Below are 22,250 nucleotides of genomic sequence, written 5' to 3' on the forward strand. Positions count from 1 at the left end.
GGCAGGGCCTGACGGTGCGGGGGCGGGGCCGGGGTCGGGGGCGCATGGGGCCGGGGGAAGGGGGCACGTGAGGGCCGATGGGTGCGGGTGGGGGGGTGATCCTGATCACCGCCGGTGGGGCACTCGACCTCCCCCCTCCCCACCGGACCCGTCCTCAACACCCGCCCCGAGCAGGCGTTCCCGTCCCCGACGTCGCGTCCCCTCGCGGAGCGTGACACCCGTTCGGACCGTCAGAGGATCACGGCATCTCATATCTGAGATACCGTGATCCTCATGGCAGACGACTACCTCGTACGCATCGGCAAGCTCATCCGTGACGCCCGGCAGCACCGCGGCTGGACGCAGAGTCAGCTCGCCGAGGCCCTGGGCACCAGCCAGAGCGCCGTCAACCGCATCGAACGCGGCAACCAGAACATCAGCCTTGAGATGATCGCCCGCATCGGCGAAGCCCTGGACAGCGAGATCGTGTCACTGGGTTACGCCGGCCCGATGCACCTGCGCGTGGTCGGCGGCCGTCGCCTGTCCGGCGCCATCGACGTCAAGACGAGCAAGAACGCGTGCGTCGCGCTGCTGTGCGCCTCCCTGCTGAACAAGGGCCGCACGGTGCTGCGTCGGGTCGCGCGCATCGAGGAGGTCTACCGGCTGCTGGAGGTCCTCGGCTCCATCGGCGTCAAGGCCCGCTGGATCAACGACGGCGTGGACCTGGAGATCGTCCCGCCCGCCAAGCTCGACATGGACGCGATCGACGCGGACGCGGCCCGCCGCACCCGCAGCATCATCATGTTCCTCGGCCCGCTGCTGCACCGCATGGACCGCTTCCGCCTGCCGTACGCCGGCGGCTGCGACCTCGGCACCCGCACCATCGAGCCGCACATGATCGCCCTGCGCCGGTTCGGCCTGGACATCACGGCCACCGAGGGCATCTACCACGCCGAGGTCCAGGCCGACGTGTCCCCGGACCGCCCCATCGTGCTGACCGAGCGCGGGGACACCGTCACCGAGAACGCCCTGCTGGCCGCCGCCCGCCACGACGGCGTCACCGTCATCCGCAACGCCAGCTCGAACTACATGGTCCAGGACCTGTGCTTCTTCCTGGAGGCGCTGGGCGTGCGCGTGGAGGGCATCGGCACCACGACCCTCACGGTGCACGGCGTCCGCACCATCGACGTGGACGTGGACTACTCCCCCTCCGAGGACCCGGTCGAGGCGATGAGCCTGCTGGCCGCGGCCGTGGTCACCGAGTCCGAACTGACCATCCGCCGGGTCCCGATCGAGTTCATGGAGATCGAGCTCGCGGTCCTGGAGGAGATGGGCCTGGACCACGACCGCTCCGCCGAGTACCCCGCCGACAACGGCCGCACCCGCCTGGTCGACCTCACGGTCCGCCCGTCGAAGCTCGAAGCGCCCATCGACAAGATCCACCCGATGCCGTTCCCGGGCCTCAACATCGACAACGTCCCCTTCTTCGCGGCGATCGCGGCCACGGCCCAGGGCCAGACCCTGATCCACGACTGGGTGTACGACAACCGGGCCATCTACCTCACCGACCTCAACCGCCTCGGCGGCCGCCTGCAACTCCTCGACCCCCACCGCGTCCTGGTCGAGGGCCCCACCCGCTGGCGCGCGGCCGAGATGATGTGCCCCCCGGCCCTCCGCCCGGCGGTGGTCGTCCTCCTGGCGATGATGGCGGCGGAGGGCACCTCGGTCCTGCGCAACGTCTACGTCATCAACCGCGGCTACGAAGAACTCGCGGAACGCCTCAACTCGATCGGCGCCCAAATCGAAATCTTCCGCGACATCTGACCGCGGACGCCCGATGCCCCGTTCCCCGTCGCCCGACCGGCGCGGGAGCGGGGCATCCGCCGTCTCATCGACCCGACGAGGGGCGGGTGAGGAGGGAGCGGCGGTGGTGCCAGAGGAGGTAGCGGTCCGCGGCCACCTCCGCCTCGCCCCATTCCAGGCGCATCACGCCCCGGTCCATGGCACACGCGTACGCGAGGATCACGACGCGCGCCTCCGGTTCCAGGAGGGCCGGGTCCGCGTGGGGCCCGTCCGTTCGCGGGGCCTCCGGCAGCGCGTCCTCGGGCACGTCGAAGTCGAACAGGGCGGGCTGGAGGGGCTCCGGGCCGTGCCGGCGCAGCAGTTGCGCGCGCAGGCCCTCGGCGCGGCGCAGGCGCGCCTCGGTCGCGGGCACGTCCCGCTTCGCGTACCGGAAGGGGTAGAGCACGCGGTCGCCGACCACGACGAGCCCGCGCGACTGAAGGTGCGCGACGCGGGTGCCCGGGATCCCGGAGAGGCCCGCGACCAGTTCCTCGTACTGGGCGGCGTAGAGGCCGTGCCCGTACGCCTCCAGCGTCTGTGTCCGGACTCCCTGGTGCCCGTCGAGGGCGCGTTCGTGGGCCCGCACGATGCAACCCGGGATCAGCTCGGCGAGGGGGCCGGCCAGGTCTCCGAACGTGCGCTCGGCCCAGCGCGCCCCCGGTGCGTCACCCTGCACGCCCACCCCCGTGGTCATGACGCCCCGCCTCGCGCGGGCCCGTTCGTCCCGAAGTTGACGCGGAACGGCGCGTTCCGCGAGAGGCGCACACAGGGAGCACGGGGGCGAGGCCAGGGCTCGGGATCGGGGTCGGGATCGGGCGGGGGATGAGCGGAACTCGGGGTTCTGGGGTGAACGCGTCATTCCGGTGGGGGTGGGGTGGCTTGGGGGATTAGGGTGCGGGGGTTTGTGTTCGGGATGGGGGGAGCGCGTGGTGCGTCGGCGTGTGGTGGGGGTTGTGGGGCTCGTGAGTGCTGTCGCGCTCACGGTCTCCGGGTGTCTGGGGGATTCGGGGAAGGTCAAGGCGGGTGACGCGAAGCCCGTCAAGAGCGTCGCGCCCGCGGCGCCCGCGCCCGGCGGGTCGAGCGAGGCGCCGGCGCCCGTCATGCCCGGGCTCGTGGGGCTCACGCACGACGCCGCGAAGGAGGCCGTGCGGGCGCTCGGCACCCGTCCGTTCACCGCGCGTCGGGCCGGGAACGACGCCCGGCCGCTGCCCGCCGCGTACGGCACGTGGAAGGTGTGCGAGCAGACGCCCGAGCAGGGCGGGAGGCTCGCCGCCGGCACCGCGATCGAGGTGCGGATCGTCGCGCCCGGGGTTCCGTGCCCGCGAGGTGGGAGCGGGAAGGGGAGCGGTGCCACGGCCACTCCGCGCGGGCTCGTGAAGTCCACCCCGACGGGCGGGACCTCCACCGGCGGGTCCGGCGGGGTCAAGAGCACCCGCACGCCCACGCCCAAGCCGACGCCCAAGCCCACCCGGACCAAGCCGACCGGCGGCAGCGGCGGCGCGGGGACCTCCTCCGGCGGGACGGGCGCCTCGGGTGGCGGCGGCACGTCCGGGGGCAGCGGCGGCGGCAGCACGGGTGGGTCCGGTGGGTCCGGTGGGTCCGGTGTGACGCCCGGGGCGTTCTGCTCGCCCGCCGGCGCCACCGCGACGGGGAAGAACGGCAAGACGTACACCTGCAAGGGCCCCACGCCGAACCGCTGGCGCCGCTGACCGCTCCCCCGCCCCCGGCCCGTCCGCCCACTCGTGCGGACGGGCCGGACGGGCGAGAATCGGGGGGGGTGCGCAGCCATCGACCGGACCCCTCGGAACGGACGCGAGGACGGGCATGACCCTGACCCCGAACCACCTCCCGCCGGTGCCCGCCCTGCGCGGCACGCCCCCGTTCGGCGCTCTGCGCGAACTGCGCGCCGACGCCCTCGCCACCTTCGCGCGGGCCCACGCCCTGCACGGGGACGTGGTGCGGCTGCCCGTCGGCCCGCCCGGCCTGCGCACGGATCTGTACTGCGTGTTCTCCCCCGCCGGCGTGCAGCAGGTGCTCGCGGCCGACGCCGCCGCCTTCCGCAAGGAGAGCACCTTCTACGAGGAGATCCGCCACGCCCTCGGCAACGGGCTGCTCACCAGCCAGGACGCCGAGTACCTGCGGCAGCGGCGGCTCGTGCAGCCCCTGTTCACCCCGCGCCGGGTCGACGGGTACGCCGGGGCGATCGTGCACGAGGTGGAGGGCACCCTCGCGGCCTGGGCGAAGGCCCCGGGCGAGACGGTGGACGTGGGGCGGGAGATGACGGCGTTGGCGCTGCGGGCGGTGACGCGGATCCTGTTCGGGACGGACGGCGACGCGGTCCTCGGCGTGGTCCGCCGCTGCTTCCCCGTGATCACCGGGCACGTGACGGCGCGCGCCCACGCCCCCGTGCGCCTGCCCCGTTCCCTGCCCACCCCCGGCAATCGGCGCGCCGTCGCCGCGATGGCCGAGTTGTACGGGGCGTGCGACGCGATCGTGGCCGAGCGGCGTCGGGCCGAGCGGACCGGCGGGGACGCCGTCCCCGGCACCGATCTGCTGACCCTGCTCACCGAGGCCGGCGACGAGGCCGATGAAGGCGCTGGGGGACACGAGGGGCACGAGGGGCGTGCGTTCGACGCGGCCGAGCTGCGCGACCAGGTGTTGATCTTCCTGCTCGCCGGTCACGAGACCACCGCGACCTCCCTGACCTTCGCCCTGCACCTGTTGGCCCTGCACCCCGCCGCCCAGGCCCGGGCGCGGGCGGAGGTGTTCGACGTGCTCGGCCCGGACCGGCCGCCGACCGCCGGCGACCTCGACCGACTGCCGTACCTGACAAGGGTGTTGAAGGAGAGCATGCGGCTCTACCCGGCGGCCCCGGCGATCGGGCGGCGGAGCGTGACGGCACTGACGGTGGACGGGTACCCGGTCCCGGCCGACGTGGACGTGGTGGTCTCTCCGTGGGTCACCCACCGCGACCCGGTGCTGTGGCCGGATCCGGAACGCTTCGATCCGGACCGGTTCACCCCGGAGGCGGAGGCGGCCCGTCCCCGGTACGCGTGGTTCCCGTTCGGTGGCGGGCCGCGCGCCTGCGTCGGCCGGCACTTCTCGATGCTGGAGGCGGTGCTCGCGCTCGCGATACTGCTGCGTGCGCACGAGGTGGAGGCGGTGGACCGGCGGGTTCCGGTGTCCGCCGGGATCACCCTGCGGGCCGAGGGGCCGGTGCGCTGCCGGCTCACGCCGGTGAGCCGCCCCGCCGCCTGAGCCGGGGCCCTGGGTCCGGGTCCTGGGGGCGGGTCCTGGGGGCGGGTCCTGGGGGCGGGTCCTGGATCGGGGCCCGGGGCCTGGGGGCGGGTCCTGGATCGGGGCCCGGGGCCTGGGGCCTGGGTCGGGGCCCCGCGCCGGATCCCGGCCGGGTCAGCGGCGCAGGGTGGTGCCGCGCAGCACGCCGCGTCCGGGGGCCGCCGGCGGTTCGTCCCGTCCGGCCGCCCACAGCGAGCGCACGTGCGTGAGGTGTCGGGTCAGGCACGCGCGCGCGCCGTCGGCGTCCCGGGCCAGCATCAGGTCGAGGAGTTCGAGGTGCTCCTCGGCGGAGGCCACGAGCAGCCCGGCCTCGTCCAGGCCCGTCAGCCCGTACAGCCGGGACCGTTTGCGCAGGTCACCGACGGTCTCCACGAGACGCTGGTTGCCGCCGAGGGCGAGCAGGTCGAGGTGGAAGCGGCGGTCGGCCTCCAGGTAGCCGATGAGGTCGTGGGCGCGGGCCCGGTCGACGATCTCCTGGGCGATCGGCCGCAGTTCCTCCAGCCGTTCCAGGGCTGCGGTGGTGGTGATGACGCCGACGGTGGGGACCTCGATCAGCAGCCGCAGTTCGCTGTACTGGTCGAGGTCGCGTTCGCTGACCTCGGTGACGCGAAAGCCCTTGTTGCGGACGGGTTCGACCAGGCCCTCGCGGGCGAGGTCGAGCATGGCCTCGCGGACGGGGGTGGCTGAGACCCCGAGTTGGCCGGCGAGCCCGGGGGCGGAGTAGACCTCGCCGGGGCGGAGCTCGCCGGCGATGAGGGCGGCCCGCAGGGCGTGGCCGACCTGGTCGCGCAGGCGTTCCTGGGCGCGGACGAGGCCGGGCCGGTCCAGGCTCCGGCCACCGGGCACCGCGGGCCCGGACCCGGGCCCGGACCCGGGCCGGGGCGCGGACCCGGTGGGGGCGGCCGGCCCGGTGGGGGCGGTGGTGCGGGGGCGGACGAGGCCGCCGGTGTCCCCGGGGCGGGCGGGTGCGTGCTCGGGTGCCCGGTCGGGTGTCCCGTCGTGTTCCTGGTCCCCCATGGTGTGACCCCTTCGAGTTCGGCGTCCTCCCCGCCCTGCCGGGGAGGGGTGCCCGAGCCGCGCGGCGGGCCGCTCGCGCCCGGGGGCGGGTCCGCTCGCGGACCGGGTCGCAGGATATCCGGCGGGGGCCGTTCGGGTGATCGGCACGCGCCCGGTGTCGGGGGTCGGTTCGGGTCCGTCGCCGGGCCCCTCGGGTGTCGGGTCGGGCGTCGGGGCGGCTGTCGGGTCGGATGTCGTGTCGGGGGACGTGTCGGGCGCGGTCACAGGGTGAATCCGGGGCCGAGGGGGTCGGCGGGGTCGAGGTGGAAGAGGTGTTCGCCGGTGCGGTGGGCGGTGCCGGTGACCTCGGTGAGGACCGTGCCCTCGGGGCCCGGGCCGAGGACCCGGCCGGTGAAGAGGGTGCCGACGAGGGATTCGTGCAGGAGGTCGGCGCCGGGCCCGATCCGTCCGTCGGCGGCGAGCAGGGCGAGTCGGGCGGCGGTGCCGGAGCCGCACGGGGAACGGTCGATCCGCCCGTCGGCGAAGACGGTGAGGGAGCGTTGGTGCGGGCCGAGCGGGGTGTCGGGCAGGTCCTCGTACAGGGTGACGCCGTACACGCCGGAGCGCAGCGGGCCGGCCGGGTCCCAGCCGCCGGGGTGGCCGGCGAGGGCGGCGCGGACCTCGGCGGCGAGGGCGGTGAGCGCGGGCAGATCGGGTCGGGTGACGGTGAGGCCGGCGTGCCGGGCGGGCAGGCTGGCGTAGCAGGCACCGGCGTGGGCGAGGTCCACGTCGAGCAGGCCGCGGGAGGTGCCGACGGGGACGGCGCGGGCCCCGATCCGGGCGGGCGCGCCCCGGTAGCCGATGCCGGTGGTGCGGCCGGCGGCGCGGTGGACGTGGGCGGTGACCCGGCCGGCGGGGGTGTCGATCCGTACCTCGGCGCGGCCCTCGTCGGGGGCGGGGACGGTGCCGGTGTCCACGACCCAGGCGGCGAGGGCAAGGGTGCCGTGGCCGCAGGCGGTGGAGTAGCCGTCGCCGTGCCAGAAGACGACGCCGAGGTGGGCGGGGCGGGGCGCGGCCCCCGCCGGGCCCGCCCGACCCGGCCCGGGCACGAGCGCGGGCACGGGGGGCGCGGGGTCGGGGGGCACGAGGAAGCCGCCGTACATCCCGGCGTGGCCCCGGGGTTCGGCGCTGAGCGCGCGCCGCAGGTCGTCCAGGGGCGAGGGCCGGGGCGCGGTGCCCGAGCCGCCCCGCCCGACGGCGCGGGCCGAGCGCTCGGCGACGGTGGATCCGTCGGGTGCGGTCAGCCCGGCCCAGTCGAGGGGACGTTCGGGGTCGGGGTCGACGTCGGTACCGGTGCCGGTGCCGGTGCCGGTGGGGCCCTCGGCGACGATCCGGAAGGGCTCGCCCGCCGTGTGGTAGTCGACGGTACGGACGGTGAGCGCGGAGGTCGGGTGGGTCGAGGAGGTCGGGCGGGTCGAGGAGGTCGGGCGGGTCACGGCAGGAAGCCCCGGGGGAAGGGGTCGGAGGGGTCGAGGAACCATTGGGCGGTGCCGGTGATCCAGGCCCGGCCGGTGATGGTGGGCACGACGGCGGGCCGGCCGGCGACGGTGGTCTCGGCGACGAGGCGACCGGTGAAGCGGGTACCGATGAAGGACTCGTTGACGAAGTCCCGGTGCAGGGGCAGCAGGCCGCGGGCGTGGAGCTGGGCCATGCGGGCGCTGGTGCCGGTGCCGCAGGGGCTGCGGTCGAACCAGCCCGGGTGGATGGCCATGGCGTGCCGACTGTGGTGCGCGTCGGAGCCGGGGGCGGTGAGGTGGACGTGCTTCAGGCCGCCGACGGCCGGGTCCTCGGGGTGCGTGGGGCGGTGTTCGGGGTCGGCGTTGACGGCGGCCATGATCGCGAGGCCGGCGGCGAGCCACTCGTCCTTGTGGGCCCGGTCGAAGGGCAGGCCGAGGGCGTCGAGGTCGACGAAGGCGTAGAAGTTGCCACCGTAGGCGAGGTCGTAGGGGACGGCGCCCAGGCCTGGCACCTCGATCTTGCGGTCGAGGGCGACGGAGAACGCGGGCACGTTGGTGAGGGTGGCCGAGACGGCGACCCCGTCCTCGACGGCCACGTCCACGGCGACGAGCCCGGCCGGGGTGTCGAGCCGGACGGTGGTGACGGGTTCCACCACCGGCACCATGCCGGTCTCCACGAGCACGGTGGCCACGCCGAGGGTGCCGTGGCCGCACATCGGGAGGAGGCCGGAGACCTCGATGAAGAGCACCCCGTGGTCGGCGTCGGGGCGGGTGGGGGGTTGCAGGATGGCGCCGCTCATGGCGGCGTGGCCGCGCGGTTCGAACATGAGGAGGGTGCGGAGGTGGTCGAGGTGCTCGATGAAGTGCAGGCGGCGTTCGGCCATGGTGGCGCCGGGGATGACGCCGACGCCACCGGTGATCACGCGGGTGGGCATGCCCTCCGTGTGGGATTCGACGGAGGTCAGGACGGTTCTCGTGCGCATGGGTGCGGGGCCTCTCGGCTCGGGCGCGGACGCGGGCTCTCGCGACGGGGCGCGACGGGGCGGAGCGGGTGGACGCGGGCCTCGGCGGTACGGGCCTCGGAGGTACGTAGCTCGGCGGTACGTGGCTCAGCGGTGCCCGTCGGCGAGGACCTTCTCGGTGACGGCGCGCACGGCGGCGGCCGAGGCGGGGGCGAGCGGGGCGCGCGGCGGGCGGGTGGCGCCGCCGACGCGTCCGGCGAGGTCCATGGACGCCTTGATGGCCTGCACGAACTCGGTGCGCGAGTCCCAGCGGAGCAGCGGGTGCAGGGCCCGGTAGAGGGGCAGGGCGGCGTCGAGGTCGTGGGCGCGGGCGGCGCGGTAGAGGGCGACGCAGGAGCGCGGGAGGGCGTTGGGGTAGCCGGCGATCCAGCCGACGGCGCCGGCGAGGGCGAGTTCGAGGAGCACGTCGTCCGCGCCGATCAACAGATCCAGTTCCGGGGCGAGTTCGGCGATCTCCCAGGCCCGTCGGACATCGCCGGTGAACTCCTTGACGGCGACGATCGACCCGTCGGCGTGCAGGCGGGCCAGCAGGTCGGGGGCGAGGTCGACGCGGGTGTCGAGCGGGTTGTTGTAGGCGACGACGGGCAGGCCGACGGCGGCGATCTCGACGTAGTGGGCGCGGACGGTGTCGGGGTCGGCGCGGTAGGCGTTGGGCGGGAGGGCGAGGACGGAGCCGGCGCCGGCCTCGGCGGCGCGCTCGGTCCAGCGGCGGGCCTCGGCGCTGCCGTAGGCGGACACGCCGGGCATCACGCGGGCCCCGTCGCCGGCGGCCTCGATGGCGACGCGGACCACGTCGGCGCGTTCGGCGTCGGTGAGGGTCTGGTACTCGCCGAGCGAGCCGTTGGGCACGACACCGTCGCAGCCCTCGGCGATCAGCCAGGCGACGTGCGCGCCGAAGGCGTCGAGGTCGGGGGCGCCGTCCGGGCGGAACGGCAGGGCGGTGGCGACCATCACGCCCCGCCAGGGGCGCCCCTCGCGCTCGTCGGCGGTGACGACGGCGGCGGGGGTGGCGGTGAGGGGCTCGGGGGTGTGCGGGTGGGTCATGGCAGGACTCCCTGAGGTGAGGTGTGACATTTTACTGAGCCGTGCGAAGAGGCCACAAGGGCCTTGGGAGAAAAGACTCTTGACGTTGCGTCAGGATGCGGCGTCGCCGCCACGGGCCACCCCGGGGACGGAGACGGAGACGGGGCCGGGAGCGGGAGCGGGGGCCAGCGCGGCGAGTTCGGAGAGGGGGACGGGGTCGGCGAGGGGGCGGCGGTCCGGGGTCGGGGGACGACCGCACAGGGCCGCGACCGTCGGGCCGCAGGTGCGGCCCTGGCACCAGCCCATCCCGGCCCGGGTCAGCAGCTTCACCGTGCGCACGTCCCCGCCCCCGAGATCGGCCGCGGCGGTCCGGATCTCCCCGGCCGTCACCCCCTCGCACCGACAGACCTCGGTGTGCGCGGGCAACGCCGCCACCGCACCCGGACGCGGCCGGTGCACGGTGGCGACGGCGTCCGCGAACTCCCGTTGCCGGTCCCGCCGGCGCAACGCGCCCGCCGGGACGGGGCGGCCGGCGACGGCCAGCGCGGCGATCTCGCCCTCGGCGAGCGCCGCGCCGACCCCCGCGACCCCGCAGGTCTCCCCCGCCGCCCAGATCCCGGGCACGTCGGTGGCCTGCCGGCCGTCCACGCGGAGCGCGGGCGCCCCGTCCGGTCCGGTCCGCACCGCGCACCCGAGGGTGACGGCGAGGTCCAGGCGCGGCAGCAGCCCGTGCCCGACGGCGAGGGCGTCGCACGGGACGCGGCGTCCCGTGCCGGGCACCGGCCGCCCGGACCCGTCCACCCGGGCCACCGTGACGGCCTCGACCCGGTCGGTGCCGTGGGCGGCGACCACGGCGTGACCCGTCAGCACCCGCGTGGCCCGGCGGGCCAGCCCGAGGCCGAACCGGGCCCCCTCCACGAGCTTGTCGGGGCTGCGCAGCAGCGCCCCGGCCCGCCGCAGCCAGTCGCCCGCGCCCGCCGACTCCACCACGGCCGGCACCCGCACCCCGGCCGCCGCCAGCGAGTCCGCGACGGCGAGCAGCAGCGGACCGGTGCCCGCCACGACGACCCGCCGACCGGGCACGACGAGTTGCCCCTTGAGCAGGGCCTGCGCCCCGCCCGCGCCGAGCACCCCGGGCAGGGTCCAGCCGGGGAACGGGTGCTGCCGCTCGAACGCCCCGGCGGCGAGCAGCAGCGCGCGGGCCGGCAGGACCGTGAGACCGGCGTCCGAACCGCCCTCGCCGCCGACCCCGGTGCCGGCCGGGACGGTCGCGGTGGTGTGCACCGTCCACGCGCCCGCTTCACCCGTGACGGCCCACACCTGGCGGCCGGGCAGAAACCGTACGGCGCCGGTCCGGCGGTGCGCGTCGAGCGCGGCCAGGAGCCGGGCACGGTCCGCGCGGTGGTGGTGGAGGCGCTCGGGCCGTCGGGCGCCGAGCGCGGGGTCGGGGCCGCGCCAGTACTGGCCGCCGGGGTGCGCGGCGCCGTCGAGCAGCAGCACGCGCAGGCCGGCACGAGCGGCGGTGTCGGCGGCGGCCAGCCCCGCCGGCCCGGCCCCGACGATCGCGAGATCGGCGACCGGCCCGGACGCATGGCCGCCGACGCCCACGGCCCACCCCACACGCCCGCCGGGCACGGCGGACACGGCGAGCCCGCCGGATGCGGCAGGTTCGCCGGGCACCGCGGGATTCCCGGGCACGATGCGTGAGGCGGGCACGACGGGTTCGACCGGGTGCACGCGCTCGGCGGACGCGGCGGGTTCGGCACGCTCGGCCCCTCCGGAGGGTTCGGCGTGCCCGGCGGACCCGGGCACATCCACACCCTCAGCGCGTGCGGCGGACCCCACGTGCTCGCTGGGAGCGCCGAACTCGGCTCGCGTGGTGGGGGGTTCAGCCTGCTCAGACCAAGCGGTCGGCGCGGCGTGCCCGGCAGACTCGGGCGGTTCCACGCCCTCGGCGCGAGCGGTACGGGGTTCAGCGTGCTCGGACCGAGCGGTGGGCATGGCGTGCTCGGCGGACTCGGTCGCTTCCACACCCTCGGCGCGTGCGGCGGGCCCCATATGCGCGGTGGGCACGGCGAGTTCGGCGCGCGCAGTGAGGGGTTCGGCATGCTCGGACCGAGCGGCAGGCACGGCGTGCCCGGCAAACTCGGTCGGCTCCTCGCCCTCGGCACAAGCAGCGGACCCCACGTGCTCGCTGAGAGCGCCGAGCTCGGCGCGCACGGTGGGGGGTTCGGCGTGCCCGGGCTGAGCTGCGGGCACCGCATGTCCGGCGGACTCGGTCAGTTTCACACCTTCGACGCGAGCGGCGAGCCCCGCGTGATCAACGGACGCGGCAAGCTCCGTGCGTGCGGTGGGTTCGGCATGCCCGGGCCGAGCGGCGGGCACTGCATGTTCGGCGGACTCGGTCGGTTCCACGCTCTCGGCGCGAGCAGCGGACCCCATGTGCACGGTGGGCGCGGCGGGTTCGGCACGTACGGTGGGTTCGGCGTGCTCGGGTCGAGCGGCGGGCACGGCTGGTTCCGCGCGCACGGCGCCCTCCACGCCCTCCGCGCCCTCGGTGCGTCCGGTGGGGCTGGTGGGGCTGGTGGGGCTGGTGGGCTCAGACGGTGAGGTCGGCATGGCCGTGCCCTTCCTGCGTGGTGATCCGGTCCCCGTCGCGGGCCGGTACGAGGCAGGCCCGCAGGTTGGGTTCGTCGTTGACGGTGACGAGGCAGTCGTGGCACACGCCGATCCCGCAGAACAGGCCGCGCGGAGCGCCGTCGGTGCGGGTGGTGCGCCAGTGGGTGAAGCCGGCGGCCCACAGGGCGGCGGCCACGCTGCGGCCGGCCTCGGCCGGCACCTCGCGGCCGTCCACGCGCAGCCGGAGTACGGCGTGCGGCGTCCCGCCGACGAGGGCGCGCGGATCGGGTGCCGGTGCGGGGCTGCCCGGCCGACGGGCTCGGCGGGGGAAGAGCGGCGGGGTCACCGGCGGGCCTCCTGGGCGTGCGGGACGGACGGGGCTGCGGCCCCGGCGGGCGGGGGGTCGAAACGGGCGGGCAGGAAGGGCGCGGGAGCGACCGGGGGGTCGCCGACCTCGGACAGGGCCGGATCGGGGGTCGGGGTGCCCGTGAGGTGGGCCAGGACGAGGGCGGCGGTGCCGGGGGCGAGGCCGATGCCGGCGCCCTCGTGACCGCAGGCGTGCAGCAGGCCCGGCACCCGGGGGTCGGGGCCGATGGCCGGCAGGTGGTCGGGGAGGTAGGGGCGGAAGCCGTGGTAGGCGCGCAGGGCGCGGACCCGGCCGAGCACCGGGAAGAGCGCGGTGGCCTGCGCGGCGAGCAGGCCGAGGGCCTCGGGGGACGGGCGGCGGTCGAAGCCGACGCGTTCGCGCGTGGCGCCGATGAGAACGGGGCCGGCGGGGGTGCCCTCGACGACGGCGGAGGACTGGAGTTCGGGGCCGTCGCCCGCCACGTCGGAGACGTAGCCGGCGGAGTACACCTTGTGTCGCACGACGCGCGGCAGCGGCTCGGTGACCAGCACGAATCCGCGTCGCGGCAGCACCGGCAGGTGCCCGCCGGCCATCCGGGCGACCTCCCCGGCCCAGGTCCCGGCGGCGTTGAGGACGGCGCCGGCCGCGAGCCGGCCCCCGGTGGTGCGGACACCGGTGACGCGGCCGTCGGCGGCGCGGGTGATCTCGTGGACCTCGTGGCCGGTCAGCAGTCGGGCGCCGGAGGCGGCGAGGAGGCGGGCGGCGGCGCGGGCGGGGTGCAGTTGGGCGTCCTGCGGGTAGTGGACGCCGCCGGGCAGGCCGGGGGCGAGGTGGGGTTCGTGCCGGCGCAGTTCGTCGCCGGGGACCTCGTCGGCGGTGACGCCGGCGGCGCGTTGGGCGGCGGCGAAGGCGAGCAGGGCGGCGAGGTCGGCGGGGCGTTCGGCGACGACGAGGCCGCCCTTGGCCTCGTACTCCACGTCGGGGTCGAGCAGCGGGGCCCAGGCCCGCCACAGCCGGGTGGAGTGCAGGGCAAGGTCGAGTTCGGGACCGGGGCCCTTGTCGGAGACGAGGAGGTTGCCCTCGCCGGCGCCGGTGGTGCCGCCGGCAGGGAACCCGCGGTCGACGACGGTGACGCGCAACCCGGCCCGGGACGCGGCGAAGGCGCAGGCCGCGCCGACCACGCCGGCACCGATGATCAGCAGGTCGGGAGCGGGGGTCGGGGACATGGGCGTCACTCTCGCAGAGGGGTCGGGAACGGGGTAAGGGTGGAGCCCGGCCGACCCACGGGGCCGACCACACAGGCCGAACGGACCGGACGGGCCGCACAGGTCGGACGGGCCGGACGGGCTGCACGGGCCGCACAGGCCGGACGGGCTGCACAGGCCGCACAGGCCGCACAGGCCCGAGGGACCTCACGGGTGCGCGCCGGAGGTGTCGCAGGCGAGCCCCCGGTCCCGGGGTCTCGCACGGCCGGCCCGGAGGTTGCCGAAGCCAGGGGGCCGACGAATCCGGCCCGCCCGAACCCGGGCCAACCAAACCCGGGGCCAACCGAATCCGGGCCGGTGAACCCGGCCGTCCGGATCCGCGGGCCGGATCCGGGCGCCCGCGCGGCGGGCATCACCTCCCAGGCGGGGCAGGTGCCGACCGTTCACGCGGCCGGACGGCACTGGGCCCGAAGCCCGGGGCTCCCGGCACCGCCCCCGGCGCCCATCCCCAGCGCGGAGCACGATTCCGGCGCCGGGCCAGGGTCGGGGTCGGGCCGGAGGCCGGCACCGAGACCCCGGACCCAGGCCGGCACCGAAGCCCGGTACCGGGGCCCGGACCGGGGCCGGTACCGGAGCCGAGGCCCGGGCCGGAGCCAGAGCCGGTACCAGGGCCGGGGCCCGAACCGGGGCCAAGGCCCAAACCGGTGCCGGAGTCGAAGCCCGGACCGGTCCGGTACCGAAACCCTGCCCCGGGCCGTGGCCGAGGCCCGAGCCGTGGCCCGAGCCGTGGCCCGAGCCGTGGCCGGGGCCGGGCCTGGGCCGGGCCGTGGCCGAGGCCCGGAACGGCGCCGGAGCCGAAGCCCGGACCGAGCCGGTACCGAAACCCTGCCCCGGGCCGTGGCCGAGGCCCGAGCCGTGGCCGTGGCCTGGGCCGGGCCCGGGGCCGAGGCCCGGACCGAGGCCGGAGCCGGGACCGGAGCCGAGGCCCCAACCGGAGCCGAAGCCCTGCCCCGGGCCGGGGCCGAGGCCCTGCCCCAGGCCGGGGCCGAGGCCCGAACCGGAGCCGGAGCCGAGGCCGGAGCCCGGACCGGGCCGGGGCCAAGGTCGGGGCCCGGGCCGGTACCGAAGCCCGGCCCCGGGCCGGGGCCGGGGGCCCGGGCCGAGGCCAAGGCCCGGCCCCCGGCCCCCGGCCCCGGCCCCGTCCCCCGCCATCAGCCCCGCAAGGGCCCGTCGCAGGCGAAGTCCGCCGTGCCCGCGACCTTGTTGGACCAGATCTCCACGCCCCCGAATCGGCAGTTCATGTCCGCCAGGTTCGGGGACGCCGCGCCCGCCCGGTCGAGGATGAAGTAGTCGACCGTCTCCGACATGTCCTGGAAGACCTTGTCCTCGCTGCGCCAGTCCGCGAGGTTCGCGGTGATCCGGCCGGTGCACGTGAAGCGGCGTTTGCCGGGGCCGCCGTTCTCCACGCAGTCGGGGGTGTTGGACGTGGCGGCGGCGAACGCGGAGCGGATCGCGGCGGCCGTGGTCTCGCGGAGCCGGTCGTCCGTGTTGTACGTCGTGTTGGGCACGTACAGCCGGTCCACCTCCGCGATCCGCTCGTCGAGGAAGCGGTCGTAGTCGCGCTGGAGGTAGGTGTCGGCGCTCAGCCGGTCCCGCCACGCGTCGTAGCCGGCCACGTCCCCGGCCCGCAGCAGGGTGTACATGCGGCGCAGTTCGGCGGGCTTGCGGGTCCACAGGAACTCGAAGAAGGTGCCCGCGTAGTTGTAGAAGCGGAATCCGTCGCGCTCGTACTCGGCGTGCAGCAGGTCGCGCACGCTCATGCGGGGCCCGCCGCCGGCGGTGTCGTTGATGACGCCCCGGACGAGGGATTTGCGGACGGCGACGCCGTTGTCGCGCGTGGAGCCGGCGAAGAACTCGGCGGTGCCCTCGTCCATGGCGGTGGTGCGGTCGCCCTCGTACCAGGGGCCCTCGCCGAAGAAACCGGGGACGGCCCAGCGGCCGTTCAGGTAGTGGGTGTACTCGTGGCGGAAGAGCTCTTCGAGGGTGAGGGAGGAGTCCTGGGGGACGCGCCGCTGGTAGGTGTAGAAGGTGGCGCCGCTCTCGATGTACACGCCGCCGTTCTCGGTGCCCATGCCGGTGAGGATCGGGTGGTAGACCTCGTAGTCGGAGCGGGAGGCGTACAGGACGATGTTCAGCGAGGTGTTCGGGTCGCCCGCGAGGGGGGTCTCGGTGCCGAGCACGCGCAGGAACTGGGCCTTGACCTGCTTGCTCGCGTAGTAGAGCTGGTCGACGGTGGCCCGGTCCAGGCCGGTGCGGACCTTGATGGCGCCGCCGTCGTACACGTACGTGTTGGGGAAGATCCGGGCCTCGATGTCGGCCTTGCAGACCCCGTACGCGGCGCACGCGTCGTAGTAGTTGAGCCAGTTGACCAGTGAGGCCCACGGGCCGCTGCCCTCGCCGAAGTTCGCGCTGACCTGCGCGACCAGCCCGCCGACCCCGCGCACGGTCTCGTCGCGCAGCCCGGATATCTGGCCGAAGCGGCCGTATTCGGAGAGCGCGTCGCGCACGACCCACGCGTTCGCGGTGCCCTTGAGGTGGGTGTGGCCGGCGAACGCGCGGAACGCGGCCCGGTAGGCGGGGTCGGCGGCGACGGCCGCGTGGAAGGCGGAGTCCTGGTTGCCGGGGTAGACGCCGAGGTAGTTGACGGACAGCGCGGCGAGCGCGGCCCCGGCCCACGCGGCGTCCTTGTGGGTGGCGGGCCGGTCGGGGCCCATGGTGGCGAGCACCTTCACGATGAGGGGGAGTTGGTGCTGCCGCAGGCCCGGCGAACTGGCCGCGTAGAGGGCCTCGCGCAGGGTGTTGGCGTTGGAGGCGGTCACGTCGAAGGTGCGGGGGGCCGTGCCGAAGGCGGCGACGGCGCGGCGCATGGCGTCGACGGTGGGGGCGTCGGTGACGTCGATCTCGGTGCGGGAGAAGTCGTGGTAGGCGACCGCGTGCAGGTAGGTGAACATCTCCTCCAGGTGCGCGGCCCCGGTGCCGTCGTGTCCGGCGGCGAGGCTCTCGGCGCGGCGGGACACGGCCTGCACGTGCGCGTCGGACATCACGGGGACGAGGCGGGCGTCCCAGGTCCACAGCAGCTCGCGCAGACAGCCGTCGGCCTTGACGGCCGGGTCGGCGAGGAAGTCGGCGAAGCGCTCGGGGCTCAGGCCGGTGATCCCGTCGAGGGTGCACGGGACTCCGGCGAGGGTGCGGGCCGGGGCCGCGCCCCGGGCGCGGGCCGTCGCCTTGCCGCCGACGGCGCCGGGCACGCGGGCCTCGGTGCGGCCGCCGGGGGCGGGGGCGGGGCTCGCGGTGGGCTTGGGGGCGCGGGCGAGGCGGTCGACCTCGTCGTGCGGGTTCGGTGCCGTGGTCGGGGCCGTGGTCGGTGCGGGTGTGGGGGCCGCCGTGGGGGCGGCGGCCGGCTTGGGGTGCGCGGCGGGGCCGGGGGCGGGGGCGGCGAGGGTCTGCCCCGTGACGCCGACGAGGGTGACCGTGACGGCGGCGGCGAGCACGATCGAGCGCGCGGTTCTGTGTTGCGGCACCGGAGGACTCCGTTCGGAACGGGCGGAAGAGTGGGGGGTGGTGCGCGAACTGGGCTACTGCGTACGGGAGTTGGCTCTCGCGCCGGGATCTCTCACCGGCTCCGCACGAGGCAGTAACATAGTAATGTGAAATTGCACTGACAAGACCTGGGCGGTCGTCAGTTGCCCGTACGACCCTTTCCGTTGTCGTTCACCCCCCGCGAGGAGCCTCGTGTCAGACCGTCCCGTCACCGCCGGCCACGACCTCGACCCGTCCCCCGAACTGGCCGCCGCCATGGGCCTGAACTGGGCCCCGACCCCCCTCGACCCCGCGGCCCGGGTCCCCGGCCACGAGCACACCGCCGGCCGCCGCGCCCGCCTCTCCGCCCGCTTCCCCGGCGTCCGGCTCATCGTGCCCGCCGGCCGGGTCGCGGTCCGCAGCAACGACTGCGACTTCCGCTTCCGCCCGCACAGCGCCTACGCCTGGCTCACCGGACTCACCGACGAGACCCAGGCCGACCACGTCCTCGTCCTCGAACCCGACGGCCCCGGCCACCAGGCCGTCCTGCACGTGCGCCCCCGCTCCCCGCGCGGCCCCGGCCAGGACGCCTTCTTCCGCGACCGGCGCCACGGCGAACTGTGGGTGGGCCGCCGCCCCGACGTCGACGAGGTCGAGTCCCTCACCGGCATCCGCTGCGTCCCCCTCACCGACGGCACTGCGGGCGCAGGCGCAGGCACCGGCACGGACCCCACCCGGGCCCCCGGTCTGCTCCTCGGCCGCGATCCGGAACTCGACGCCGCCCTCGCCGAACTCCGCCTGATCAAGGACGCATGGGAACTGGCCCGGCTCCAGGAGGCCGTGGACCACACCACCACCGGCTTCACCGACATGGTCCGCGCCCTGCCCACGGCGCTCGCGCACCGGCGCGGCGAGCGCTGGCTCGAAGGGGTCTTCGACCTGCGCGCCCGCGCCGAGGGCAACGGCACCGGCTACGAGACCATCGCCGCGTCCGGCGCCCACGCCTGCGTCCTGCACTGGACCCGCAACGACGGCCGGCTCGACCCGGCCGACCTGCTGCTGTTCGACGCGGGCGTCGAGGTCGACACCCTCCACACCGCCGACATCACCCGTACCCTCCCCCTCTCCGGCCGCTTCTCCCCCGTGCAACGCCGCGTGTACGAACTGGTGCTGGCCGCGCAACAGGCCGGCATCGACGCGCTGCGGCCGGGCGTGGAGTTCCGCGAGTTCCACCGGGCGTGCATGGCCGTGATCACGGAGGGCCTGGTCGACTGGGGCATGCTCAAACACGCCGACGGCGACCTGCACCGCCGCTACACCCTGTGCGGCAGCGGGCACATGCTCGGCCTGGACGTGCACGACTGCGCGAAGGCCCGCGCGAGCACCTACACCGCCGGCCCCCTCGCCGAGGGCCACGTCCTCACCGTCGAACCCGGCCTGTACTTCCAGCCCGACGACGAGACCCTCCCGCCCGAACTGCGCGGCATCGGCGTCCGCATCGAGGACGACCTGGTCATCACCGCCGAAGGCGCCCACCTCATGTCCTCGGCCCTCCCCCGCACCCCGGACGCGGTGGAAACCTGGATGGCCACCCTCCGCGAGGACTGACGAGCCCTGAGCGGGCGGCGACGGGACTCATCGGGGACCGGGCGGCACGGGGCCGCACGGGCCGCACCCGCACCCGCACCCGCACCCGCACCCGCACCCGCACCCGCACCCGCACCCGCACCCGGGATGGTGCCGGGTCGGCCCCCGGGCCACGGCCGCGCTCGGGGCACGACCGCCCCCGGACCGGCCGGTCCTGCCGGCGAGCCGGGCGAACGGGCTCAGGAGTAGCGGGCCCGGGGTGGGCCGGCGGCGTGGGTGAGGGGTGGGGCCAGGGCGCGGACGTCGGCGCCCTCCCCCACCCACAGCCCGATGTACAGCGCCGCCGTCGCCTCCACCAACCCCGCCCGATCGAGCCCGCCGGCGGCCACCGGCTCGGCGCCCACGTCCCGCACGAGCCGGCCCACGAGGGCCACCGCCCCCTCCTCGTCCCCGCACACCGGCACCGCGAGGGGCACGCCGTCGAACACGGGCGGGTCCATCCGCCACACGTCCTCGTGGCACAGGTTGAACGCCTTCACCACCCGCGCCCCCGGCGCCGCCGCCGCCAACCGCTGCGCCGCCGACGGCCCGCCCCCCGTCGACAACCGGAACCCGGGCCCGACCGGATTCGAGCAGTCCACGAGCACCCGCCCGGCCAACTCCCGCCGCAGCGAACCCACCACCTCGGCCCCCGCCCCGTACGGCAACGCGACGAGCACCGCGTCCCCGAACCCGGCCGCCTCCCGCACGCCGCCCCCGCCCACGCCCCCGATCCGCTCCGCGAGCCGCACCGCCCGCCCCGGATCCCGCGCGCCGACGAACACCTCGTGCCCGGCCCGCGCCCAGTGCCGGCCCAATGCCTCGGCCATGTTCCCGGCCCCCAACACACCCACCCGCACGCCAGCCTCCCGTGAACGACCCGATCGGACCCGCCCATCATCGGAGGCCGCTCGGGCACCATTCGGTACGTGACCCCCGACCCCGACCCCCTGCTCGCCGACTGCCGGGCCCGGTTGGCCTTCGACCTGCTCTCCAACACCTGGAACCCGGTGGTCCTGTGGGCACTGCGGGACGGCCCCCGGCGTCCGCGCGAACTGCGGTCCCGCATCGGCGGGATCAGCGCGAAGGTCCTGACCGAAACCCTCCGCCGCCTGCGCTCCCACGGCCTGATCACCCGCACCGCCCACCCGGGCGCACCCCCACACGTCGACTACGCCCTCACCGACCTCGGCCGCACCCTCCTGGCCCCCATCGGCACCCTCGGCGCCTGGGCCTTCGCCCACGGCGACGAGGTCGCGAAGGCGACGGAGGAGGCGGAGGAGGCGGAGGCCGACCGGCCCTGACGGCCCGCACCGGGACCCGCCCGGCGGGCCGCGCACGGGCGCGAAGACGACGCGCCCGGCTCAGGCCGAACCCCCGGCGCCGCGCCTCGCCGACCGGGTCGTCAGTCCCCCGTGGGGCACGGCCCCCGGTGCAGGTGCACGGGTGGTTCGGCGCCGGACATGGAGTCCGGGTGGATCGTGTCGCCGCGCTCCCCCGCGCGGATCGGCCGGTCGCAGCGACGGCAGAACCGCCCGGGTTCCTCCGCGACGGGCTCGCCCTCGGAGAGGTACTCGGGCAGGGTCATGAACTCGTAGCCGCTGCTCATCCGCACGTGCGCCTTCGCCACGTACCGAGTGGGCGTGTACGGCTTCACCTCGGCCTCGGTCATCACCACCTTGAGCACCCCGACCCGCCCCGACAACGAGTCGACCACCGTCTTCCCCAACAACGGATGCGCCAACTCACGCCACAACTCGGTCATCCCGCACTCCCTACCGTCGGTTTCCGTACGTGCGGAAACGACGGTAGGAGTGGGCTCGCCACGGCAGGGGCACAGTTTGTGCCCCTTGCCCGTCAGGCCGCCAACACGCCCAGTTTGAGCGCTAGTTCAGAGGCGCGGCGCCTGCGGGTCGGGCTCTTGGATTCGCACTCCTCCAGCACGATGCGTTTCGCGTAGCCGTTGTACCGGATCGTCTCGGGGGCGGCTTCGTGGGCCTGTTCCAGGGTGGCCAGTGCCGTGTCCGGTTGTCCGTCGAGGTGGTAGCCGCGGGCCATCTCGATGCGGTGGCGGGCTCGGCGGGGGCGGGAGGGGATCGCGGTCCGGTCCGAGCGTGCCGCCTGACGTGCGGCCTCGCCGCCCGTGCGCAGTTCCACGGCGACCGTGACGGCGTGAGCCCCCATGACGGCACGGCCGAAGCTGGTGACGGGGTGGTAGTAGTCCGCCGGCAGGGTCAGGGCCACGCGCTCGGCCTTGTCCCAGTGGGCCCACGCGACCCCCGTCTCACCGCGCCGGGCCGCCGTGTACCCCGCCTCGAAGATCAGGGCCCCGGTGATGGCCCGCACCTCGGGGTCGGCTTCGGGCAGCAGGGGCTCCAGGTGGGCGAGCACGTCACGGGTGACCTGGTCGGCGGCGTCGAAGTGCGCGGGTCCGCCGTCACGGTGGGCCTGGGCAAGCAGCCAGCCGGCCACCCCGATGGCGTGCGGGCACTCCGATTCGCGGGCCGCGAGCATCCCCCGGTCCGCGAGCCGCCACAACAGGGCCGGGTCCGGTTGGTACGCGGCGAAGAACTGCGCCAGCGCGTAGACCTCGGCCAAAGCCGCCTGCGCGGCCCGCCGCTCGGCTCGGGTATCGGCCTCGCGGGCGGTGGCCTGGGCGTCGAGGATGAGGTCCGGGAGCAGCCGGCCGATCACCTCACGGTGGTCGGGGGCCCGGTGCCGGGCTTCCCAGGCGCGGGCCAGCCGCGCGTTCAGGTGGGCGGTCGGGGGCGCGGGCCTCGGGGAGGAGCCGAGCGGCAGGGCGTTGACGGCGGCCTGGACGGCGGCGAGCCGCGGGTGTCCGGCGCCGGTGAACAGGTCGATGCGCACGCTCTGGTCGCCGGTGAGCTCGGCGAGGTCCCGGACCCGCAGCACCTCCGCGATCCGCAGCAGGACGGGCAGCGCGGGGGTCTTCAGCCGGCCGGTCTCCACGGCCTTGACCCACGACCCGGAGCGCCCGACGAGCCCCCCGAGCTGTTCTCTCGTGAGCCCTCGTCGCTGCCGCAGGATCTGCGTTCGCTGTCCGACGACCAGCCGGTCGGCGTACGGGTCCGGAGTAGCATCAGCTGACACGGCCTTGCCCCTCTCTGTGCGCGCTCGTCACCGAACAGCCTAGGCGTGGGGGGACGGCTTCGGCGCCCATGCGCGTGCGATCACGAGG

At 75.8% G+C, this 22,250-nt stretch carries 17 protein-coding genes; 5 read left to right on the top strand and 12 right to left on the bottom strand.

Translation table 11 applies throughout. From position 1 onward, the window contains the following. Positions 1 to 273: 273 nt before the first annotated feature. Positions 274 to 1,803, top strand: coding sequence for a helix-turn-helix domain-containing protein (locus tag ACN20G_RS03815; protein ID WP_424211289.1), 1,530 nt, complete (start codon positions 274 to 276; stop codon positions 1,801 to 1,803). Positions 1,804 to 1,867: 64 nt separating this feature from the next. Here ACN20G_RS03815 and ACN20G_RS03820 read toward each other — a convergent pair whose 3' ends face one another. After that, positions 1,868 to 2,515, bottom strand: a complete 648-nt coding sequence (locus ACN20G_RS03820) for a hypothetical protein (RefSeq protein WP_424211290.1) — start codon at positions 2,513 to 2,515, stop codon at positions 1,868 to 1,870. Between the two features lie 268 nt (positions 2,516 to 2,783). On the opposite strand from ACN20G_RS03820, the gene ACN20G_RS03825 reads away from it, so the two are divergent. Beyond that, on the top strand, positions 2,784 to 3,530 hold the full coding sequence (locus tag ACN20G_RS03825; protein WP_424211291.1) for a PASTA domain-containing protein: 747 nt from the start codon (positions 2,784 to 2,786) through the stop codon (positions 3,528 to 3,530). Between the two features lie 115 nt (positions 3,531 to 3,645). Next, entirely contained in the window at positions 3,646 to 5,079 is a 1,434-nt protein-coding gene (locus ACN20G_RS03830; RefSeq protein ID WP_424211292.1) for a cytochrome P450, read from the top strand. Between the two features lie 153 nt (positions 5,080 to 5,232). Here the strand turns inward: ACN20G_RS03830 and ACN20G_RS03835 are convergent, their stop codons facing one another. The 8 genes from ACN20G_RS03835 to ACN20G_RS03870 all read right to left on the bottom strand — a co-directional run bounded on the left by ACN20G_RS03835 (position 5,233) and on the right by ACN20G_RS03870 (position 17,427). After that, positions 5,233 to 5,946 (bottom strand): GntR family transcriptional regulator, encoded by a 714-nt coding sequence (locus ACN20G_RS03835; RefSeq protein ID WP_424215357.1) that lies wholly within the window; start codon positions 5,944 to 5,946, stop codon positions 5,233 to 5,235. A 449-nt stretch (positions 5,947 to 6,395) separates the two neighbouring features. Next, positions 6,396 to 7,610, bottom strand: coding sequence for a proline racemase family protein (locus tag ACN20G_RS03840; protein ID WP_424211293.1), 1,215 nt, complete (start codon positions 7,608 to 7,610; stop codon positions 6,396 to 6,398). Further along, entirely contained in the window at positions 7,607 to 8,614 is a 1,008-nt protein-coding gene (locus tag ACN20G_RS03845) for a proline racemase family protein (RefSeq protein WP_424211294.1), read from the bottom strand. Before ACN20G_RS03845 ends, ACN20G_RS03840 begins: the two co-directional genes overlap by 4 nt. A 126-nt stretch (positions 8,615 to 8,740) precedes the next feature. Then, on the bottom strand, positions 8,741 to 9,604 hold the full coding sequence (locus tag ACN20G_RS03850; protein ID WP_424215358.1) for a dihydrodipicolinate synthase family protein: 864 nt from the start codon (positions 9,602 to 9,604) through the stop codon (positions 8,741 to 8,743). A gap of 183 nt (positions 9,605 to 9,787) precedes the next feature. Continuing rightward, the gene (locus ACN20G_RS03855) at positions 9,788 to 11,284 is read right to left on the bottom strand and encodes an NAD(P)/FAD-dependent oxidoreductase (protein ID WP_424215359.1); all 1,497 of its coding nucleotides are present in this window, start codon (positions 11,282 to 11,284) and stop codon (positions 9,788 to 9,790) included. A gap of 991 nt (positions 11,285 to 12,275) precedes the next feature. Beyond that, positions 12,276 to 12,641: a (2Fe-2S)-binding protein gene (locus ACN20G_RS03860; protein ID WP_424211295.1), complete on the bottom strand. Its 366-nt coding sequence runs from the start codon at positions 12,639 to 12,641 to the stop codon at positions 12,276 to 12,278. Next, positions 12,638 to 13,867: an NAD(P)/FAD-dependent oxidoreductase gene (locus ACN20G_RS03865; RefSeq protein ID WP_424211296.1), complete on the bottom strand. Its 1,230-nt coding sequence runs from the start codon at positions 13,865 to 13,867 to the stop codon at positions 12,638 to 12,640. Before ACN20G_RS03865 ends, ACN20G_RS03860 begins: the two co-directional genes overlap by 4 nt. Before the next feature lie 1,190 nt (positions 13,868 to 15,057). Then, on the bottom strand, positions 15,058 to 17,427 hold the full coding sequence (locus ACN20G_RS03870; protein WP_424211297.1) for a collagenase: 2,370 nt from the start codon (positions 17,425 to 17,427) through the stop codon (positions 15,058 to 15,060). 274 nt (positions 17,428 to 17,701) lie between these two features. Between ACN20G_RS03870 and ACN20G_RS03875 the strand changes: the two genes are divergently transcribed. After that, positions 17,702 to 19,033, top strand: coding sequence for an aminopeptidase P family protein (locus ACN20G_RS03875; RefSeq protein ID WP_424215360.1), 1,332 nt, complete (start codon positions 17,702 to 17,704; stop codon positions 19,031 to 19,033). 218 nt (positions 19,034 to 19,251) lie between these two features. Here the strand turns inward: ACN20G_RS03875 and ACN20G_RS03880 are convergent, their stop codons facing one another. Further along, positions 19,252 to 19,911, bottom strand: coding sequence for an NADPH-dependent F420 reductase (locus ACN20G_RS03880; RefSeq protein WP_424211298.1), 660 nt, complete (start codon positions 19,909 to 19,911; stop codon positions 19,252 to 19,254). Positions 19,912 to 19,980: 69 nt separating this feature from the next. Between ACN20G_RS03880 and ACN20G_RS03885 the strand changes: the two genes are divergently transcribed. Next, a complete protein-coding gene (locus ACN20G_RS03885) occupies positions 19,981 to 20,355 on the top strand; it encodes a winged helix-turn-helix transcriptional regulator (RefSeq protein ID WP_424211299.1) in 375 nt (124 codons plus the stop codon). A 101-nt stretch (positions 20,356 to 20,456) separates the two neighbouring features. Here the strand turns inward: ACN20G_RS03885 and ACN20G_RS03890 are convergent, their stop codons facing one another. Both ACN20G_RS03890 and ACN20G_RS03895 read right to left on the bottom strand, forming a co-directional pair. Beyond that, positions 20,457 to 20,816, bottom strand: coding sequence for a hypothetical protein (locus ACN20G_RS03890; protein ID WP_424211300.1), 360 nt, complete (start codon positions 20,814 to 20,816; stop codon positions 20,457 to 20,459). Between the two features lie 92 nt (positions 20,817 to 20,908). Beyond that, positions 20,909 to 22,162, bottom strand: a complete 1,254-nt coding sequence (locus ACN20G_RS03895; protein ID WP_424211301.1) for a helix-turn-helix domain-containing protein — start codon at positions 22,160 to 22,162, stop codon at positions 20,909 to 20,911. Between the last annotated feature and the right edge of the window lie 88 nt (positions 22,163 to 22,250).

This window comes from Streptomyces dryopteridis, assembly GCF_049606955.1.
Taxonomy (GTDB): Bacteria; Actinomycetota; Actinomycetes; order Streptomycetales; family Streptomycetaceae; genus Streptomyces.

Coding starts and splice junctions, on each gene's coding strand:
- ACN20G_RS03815 (WP_424211289.1), top strand. CDS start 274: ATGGCAGACGACTACCTCGTACGCATCGGCAAGCTCATCCGTGACGCC.
- ACN20G_RS03820 (WP_424211290.1), bottom strand. CDS start 2,515: ATGACCACGGGGGTGGGCGTGCAGGGTGACGCACCGGGGGCGCGCTGG.
- ACN20G_RS03830 (WP_424211292.1), top strand. CDS start 3,646: ATGACCCTGACCCCGAACCACCTCCCGCCGGTGCCCGCCCTGCGCGGC.
- ACN20G_RS03845 (WP_424211294.1), bottom strand. CDS start 8,614: ATGCGCACGAGAACCGTCCTGACCTCCGTCGAATCCCACACGGAGGGC.
- ACN20G_RS03850 (WP_424215358.1), bottom strand. CDS start 9,604: ATGGTCGCCACCGCCCTGCCGTTCCGCCCGGACGGCGCCCCCGACCTC.
- ACN20G_RS03865 (WP_424211296.1), bottom strand. CDS start 13,867: ATGTCCCCGACCCCCGCTCCCGACCTGCTGATCATCGGTGCCGGCGTG.
- ACN20G_RS03875 (WP_424215360.1), top strand. CDS start 17,702: ATGGGCCTGAACTGGGCCCCGACCCCCCTCGACCCCGCGGCCCGGGTC.
- ACN20G_RS03890 (WP_424211300.1), bottom strand. CDS start 20,816: ATGACCGAGTTGTGGCGTGAGTTGGCGCATCCGTTGTTGGGGAAGACG.